Annotated in this window: 3 protein-coding genes and 1 pseudogene; 2 read left to right on the top strand and 2 right to left on the bottom strand. The window is 61.9% G+C overall.

The genetic code is table 11. From position 1 onward, the window contains the following. A pseudogene (locus C9413_RS27630) lies at nt 1–1,984 on the bottom strand (phosphoketolase family protein); the annotation flags it as partial. Between the two features lie 72 nt (nt 1,985–2,056). After that, the gene (locus tag C9413_RS27625; RefSeq protein WP_170251182.1) at nt 2,057–3,238 is read right to left on the bottom strand and encodes an acetate/propionate family kinase; all 1,182 of its coding nucleotides are present in this window, start codon (nt 3,236–3,238) and stop codon (nt 2,057–2,059) included. 355 nt (nt 3,239–3,593) lie between these two features. On the opposite strand from C9413_RS27625, the gene C9413_RS27620 reads away from it, so the two are divergent. Both C9413_RS27620 and C9413_RS27615 read left to right on the top strand, forming a co-directional pair. Further along, on the top strand, nt 3,594–4,253 hold the full coding sequence (locus C9413_RS27620; RefSeq protein WP_170251181.1) for a phytochelatin synthase family protein: 660 nt from the start codon (nt 3,594–3,596) through the stop codon (nt 4,251–4,253). Nucleotides 4,254–4,327: 74 nt separating this feature from the next. Next, on the top strand, nt 4,328–4,576 hold the full coding sequence (locus C9413_RS27615) for a hypothetical protein (RefSeq protein ID WP_039844662.1): 249 nt from the start codon (nt 4,328–4,330) through the stop codon (nt 4,574–4,576). Nucleotides 4,577–5,005: the final 429 nt, after the last annotated feature.

The raw sequence follows: 5,005 nt of genomic DNA, 5'->3' as shown, positions 1-5,005 counted from the left end.
CCGTCGTTGACGCCTCGCATCGTCACCTCGAGTACCATCTCGCGTAGGAGGCTGGCGGCCGAAACCGTATCGATCGTCGGCCCGTCCCCCGCTCATGACCTGATCACGTCGGGCGCGATCGTGTTGTCCTCGTTGCTAGCCCATTCCCAGATGCCGATCCCGGCCTTGCAGTGCTTGATCGCCTCATCCATCGTCAGATATTGCGGCTCCGGCTGCTTTCCTGCGACGATGACGTTGACGCGGTCGTAGGTCTTCAGGCAATGGTCGCCGACCCAGAGCAGTGTGTTGGCGTCCGGCGGCAGGTAGATGCGGACAATATCGGCCTTCTTGTTGGCGACGAGATCGACGAAGCCCGGATCCTGATGGGAAAAGCCGTTGTGATCCTGCCGCCAGACATGCGAGGTGAGCAGGTAGTTGAGGGAGGATATCGGCTTTCGCCACGCCAGTTCGCGGGTGACCTTCAGCCATTTGGCGTGCTGGTTAACATCGAGTCGACGATGTGGATGAAGGCTTCGTAGCCCGAGAACAGGCCGTGCCGTCCGGTCAGAAGGTAGCCCTCCAGCCAGCCCTGGCAGAGATGTTCGCTCAGGACCTCCATGACGCGGCCGTCGCGGGAAAGATGCACGTCATAGGGCTCGATGTTCTCCATCCAAACGCGGTCCGTCGCCTCGAAGACGCTGCCGAGGCGGTTCGAGTCCGTTTCGTCGGGGCCGAAGATGCGGAAATTCGCGTTCTTGGCATTGAGTTTCAGCACATCGCGCAGGTACTGACCGAAAATTTCGGTCGACTGCACCGCCTGGCTGCCACGGTCCCCGATCTTGATCTCGTAATCGCCGATATTGGGGACGGAAAGCTCCTTGCGCAACAGGCCGCCATTGGCGTGCGGGTTTGCCCCCATCCGGCGGTTTCCCTTGGGCGCCAGCGCCTGCAGGTCGTCTTTCAGGCGTCCGTCCGCATCGAACAAGTTTTCCGGCTCGTAGCTGCGCATCCAGTCTTCGAGGATCTTCCGGTGGCCGTCGTCGCCGCGGCAGTTGGAGACCGGCACCTGATGGGCGCGCCAGAAGCCCTCGACCTTCTTGCCGTCGACTTCCTTGGGCCCCGTCCAGCCTTTCGGGCTGCGAAGCACGATCATCGGCCAGCGCGGCGTGCCGGCGCCGCCTGAGCGCGCTTTCGCCTGGATGTCCCTGATCTGGTCGAACACTGCGTCGAAGGCGGCCGCCATCTTGCTGTGCATGTCGGCCGGCTCGTGTCCCTCGACGAAGAAGGGCTGGTAGCCATATCCCTGGAAGAGATCGCGCAGATCAGCGTTGCTGGCGCGGGCAAGAATCGTGGGGTTAGCGATCTTGTAGCCGTTGAGATGCAGAATCGGCAGCACCGCGCCGTCGCGGGCAGGGTTCAGGAACTTGTTCGAATGCCAGCTGGCGGCAAGCGGGCCGGTTTCGGCCTCGCCGTCGCCGACGACACAGGCGACGGTCAGCTCCGGATTGTCGAAGGCGGCGCCATAGGCATGGACGAGGGCGTAGCCGAGCTCGCCGCCTTCATGAATCGAGCCGGGCGTTTCGGGTGCTGCATGGCTTGGAATACCGCCGGGAAAGGAAAACTGGCGGAAGAGCTTTTGCATGCCGTCCGCATCCTCGGAAATATCCGGATAGATTTCGCTATAGGTGCCTTCGAGATAGGTGTTGGCAACCATGCCCGGCCCGCCATGGCCGGGTCCGCACATATAGATGATGTCGAGGTCACGGGCACGGACCCTCCGGTTGAGGTGGACACAGATGAAGTTCAGCCCCGGCGTCGTGCCCCAGTGGCCGAGCAGGCGCGGCTTGATATGCTCGGGCTTCAGCGGTTCGCGCAAAAGCGGGTTATCCAAGAGGTAGATCTGGCCGACGGAGAGATAGTTGGCCGCCCGCCAGTAGCGGTCGAGCAAAGCGAGATCGGCGCCGGAAAGCGTGGAAGGGACGGTGTTCGAGGCGTGCTGTTCCATGGGTTTTCACCTGTTCGAAACGTATTCAGGTTCAACTCTAGCGGCTTGCGCCGGGCCGGTTCTTGATCTGGATCACCCCGCGCGGAGAATGGCGAGCGCCTCGTCGGCGATTACCTGCTCCTCGTCGGTGGGGATGACGAGCGCGGCAATCCTGCTGTCCGGCGCGCTGATGACCGTTATGTTGGCCTCGTTCCGGCCATCGTCGAGCTGAAGGCCCATCCAGCGGAGATGGGCAGCGACGCGGCGCCTGATTTCCGGCTGGTTTTCGCCGATGCCGGCGGTGAAGACGATCGCGTCCAGGCCGCCGAGCGTCACCGACATGCGGCCGATCTCGCTGGCGATGCGGAAGCAGAAGAGGTCGATCGCCTGGGCAGCTTCCGGCCGCACGTCCTTCAGAAGATCCCGGGTATCCCCGCTGATGCCGGAGACGCCCAGCATGCCGCAGGCATGATAGAGGAAGTGTTCCAGCTCGCTTTGATCGCGCGTTCCCTTGCGCATGAGATAGAGGAGGGCGCCTGGATCAAGCGACCCCGGCCGCGTTGCCATCGGGATGCCGTCAAGGGCCGAGAACCCCATGCTGCAATCGCGGCTGATGCCGCCTTGCAGGGCGCAGAGGCTGGCTCCGCTGCCGAGGTGAGCGGCCACGACCTTTCCGCCGGCCTCCGGCGCCTGTCGTTTGAGCGCGCCGGCGATGAATTTGTAAGACAGGCCGTGGAAGCCGTAGCGGCGCAAGCCCTCGTCATGCAGCGATCGCGGGATCGCCAGGCGCCGGACGAGATCGTCCTGCGTCGCGTGGAAGGCGGTGTCGAACGATGCCGTCTGCAGAATGTCGGGTCGCAGATCCTGCAGCGCGCGGATCACCCGAAGCGCCTGCGGCTGGGGCAGTGGGGCGAGCGGAACCCTCGCCTCGATGTCGCAGATCGTCTGCGCGTCGAGCGCGGCGGCCTCACGAAACCGAAGGCCGCCATGGACGACGCGATGGGAGGCGAGCTTCAGGGAGCCGGGTGGCAGTTGAGCCAGCAGGTGATCCAACGAGCCTTCGATGACCTCGGCAAACCGATCGCCATTGTCGCCCGAAAGCGGGCGCTCGAAGCTGTCGTCCCCCAGCCAATAGCGCAGGACGAGCGCGCTGTCGTCGAAGTCGATCTTTCCCTTGCCGATCGGCCGGGCGGCGCCCGTGCCGGCATCGAAGATGCCGATCTTGAGCGTCGATGATCCGGCATTGAAGGTCAGGCAGACTCTGTCGGCATCCATGCTTGCCTCTGCGCACTGAGGAACGGCCGCAAGAACTGCCGCCGTTTCGTTATCTAGGGCCCTTCACCCTCGCGTAAACCACGGTGGTGGCCGGCGTGCGAGACAGCCCGGAACTGCCGTTGCGAGCCGGACAGCCGAGACAAGAAGAAGCCCGCCGAAGCGGGCCAAGGTTGGGAGGTCTTCCCAGGGGAACTGGAGTCACGGCCTGATGTTAGGCTACTGCGGGCAAAAATTGAAGTACGTTCGGCAAATTTCCGCGCATTTGGGCAGCCACGGCGTGCCTTCCCCTAGTGTCTCGTTGCTGTTGCGGGTGCTCTGAAGTACCGTCCGTGCTCATCGACGTCGAGGTTCGGCGATGAAGCACGGGTGGATTTTCGGTTTGATTGCTGGTATCGGCCTGTCGGCCGCAGCCGTGCTGTATGTCGTCAGCCCGTCCAAGGTTTCGCCTGATCAGATCCAGGCCTCGGTCACCCAAGCGCCGGATCTGATCAACCGCGCCTGGATGCTTCCGGTAGCCGCCACTTTCAAGTCGAACGTCACATGGCAATCGAACGGTTCGCGTTGCGGACCGGCGAGCGTGGCCAATGTGTTCCGATCGATCGGCGAGGAGGAGACGACGGAAGCCGAGGTCCTCGACGGCACGGGAAAATGCTGGACGGGCATCTGCTTCATGGGGCTCACGCTTGATGAGCTCGCCGACGTCGCAAAGGCACAGACCACAAGGGACGGTTCGGTCCTCCGCGATCTTACCAGCGAGGCGTTTCGCGAGCATATGAAGCGAGCCAACGATTCCGGCCGCCGCTACATCATCAATTTCAGCCGTGAGAAGATTTTTGGCGCCGGCGTCGGCCACCACTCGCCAATCGGCGGCTATCTCGAAACCGAGGACATGGTATTCGTTCTCGACGTGAACGAAAACTTCAAGCCGTGGCTGATCGAGCGCGAGCGCCTTTTTTCTGCGATGGACACCATGGACGGCGACAAAAAACGAGGTCTGCTGATGATCGACGAATAGCGCTGTCGGCAGGCGTCATCATCTCGTCATCTTTAAGAGCGACCGTTTGGCATGGACGAGCTTGAGAGGCTTCCATGAATCACCGCGTCAACCATTACATAGAGATCACCAGCCGTATCAGATCGGGCAGGAGGTTCTGCGAGTTCATTGCATCAGGCGGAACGGTATGGGACCAGCCGGCCGGATCTCCATGGCGCAATGTGACGATCGAGGTGATGGAGCGGGAGCGGCGGAACGTGGAGGAGCTGGAACGCATCAGGCTCAGGCTCTATCCCGATCTGGCCGCCGAAGACGTGTCGCCGCCGCTCTACAATAGCCACTGACAGCTATCGCATTTCGCCTGACACGAGTCGGTACGGCTGAATGCGCCAGCTATGGCTCGGCTACGGAAACAGGCTCGAAAATCTCGTTGGAGGGACTACTCCGCCAGTTCGCCTCCTTGTTAGATAAGGTCCCCGCATGGGCTGGGCCTCCGATCCTCAATACAACTTGAGTTCGAGTGAACCACTCATCGTGAATCTTGAGGTGAAAGATCCTTATGCTCATTGTCGAAGCGTTAACTGGCGACACCGGCTTTGCTTGGAAGTATCATTCGTCAGCAACAGTCCCTTCAGCGGTATGATCTAATGCGAACCCGTCAAATAGCGCTCACGCCAGAGCATCTGGCTCAGGTGCATCGCACCGTGGAGGATCCTGGTCCGGACCGAACTTGGCCCGATCACGCCGCCGAGGACTATAAGGACAGCGCACAG

This window comes from Rhizobium sp. SEMIA 4085 (assembly GCF_013004495.1).
GTDB classification, from domain to species: Bacteria; Pseudomonadota; Alphaproteobacteria; order Rhizobiales; family Rhizobiaceae; genus Rhizobium; species Rhizobium gallicum.
Note: the sequence above shows the minus strand (reverse complement) of the source record. Positions and strands in the feature narration are given on the sequence as shown.

What these genes read in the sequence shown, in the direction of transcription:
- C9413_RS27620 (WP_170251181.1), top strand. Translation starts at nt 3,594, where the DNA reads ATGAAGCACGGGTGGATTTTCGGTTTGATTGCTGGTATCGGCCTGTCG.
- C9413_RS27625 (WP_170251182.1), bottom strand. Translation starts at nt 3,238, where the DNA reads ATGGATGCCGACAGAGTCTGCCTGACCTTCAATGCCGGATCATCGACG.
- C9413_RS27615 (WP_039844662.1), top strand. Translation starts at nt 4,328, where the DNA reads ATGAATCACCGCGTCAACCATTACATAGAGATCACCAGCCGTATCAGA.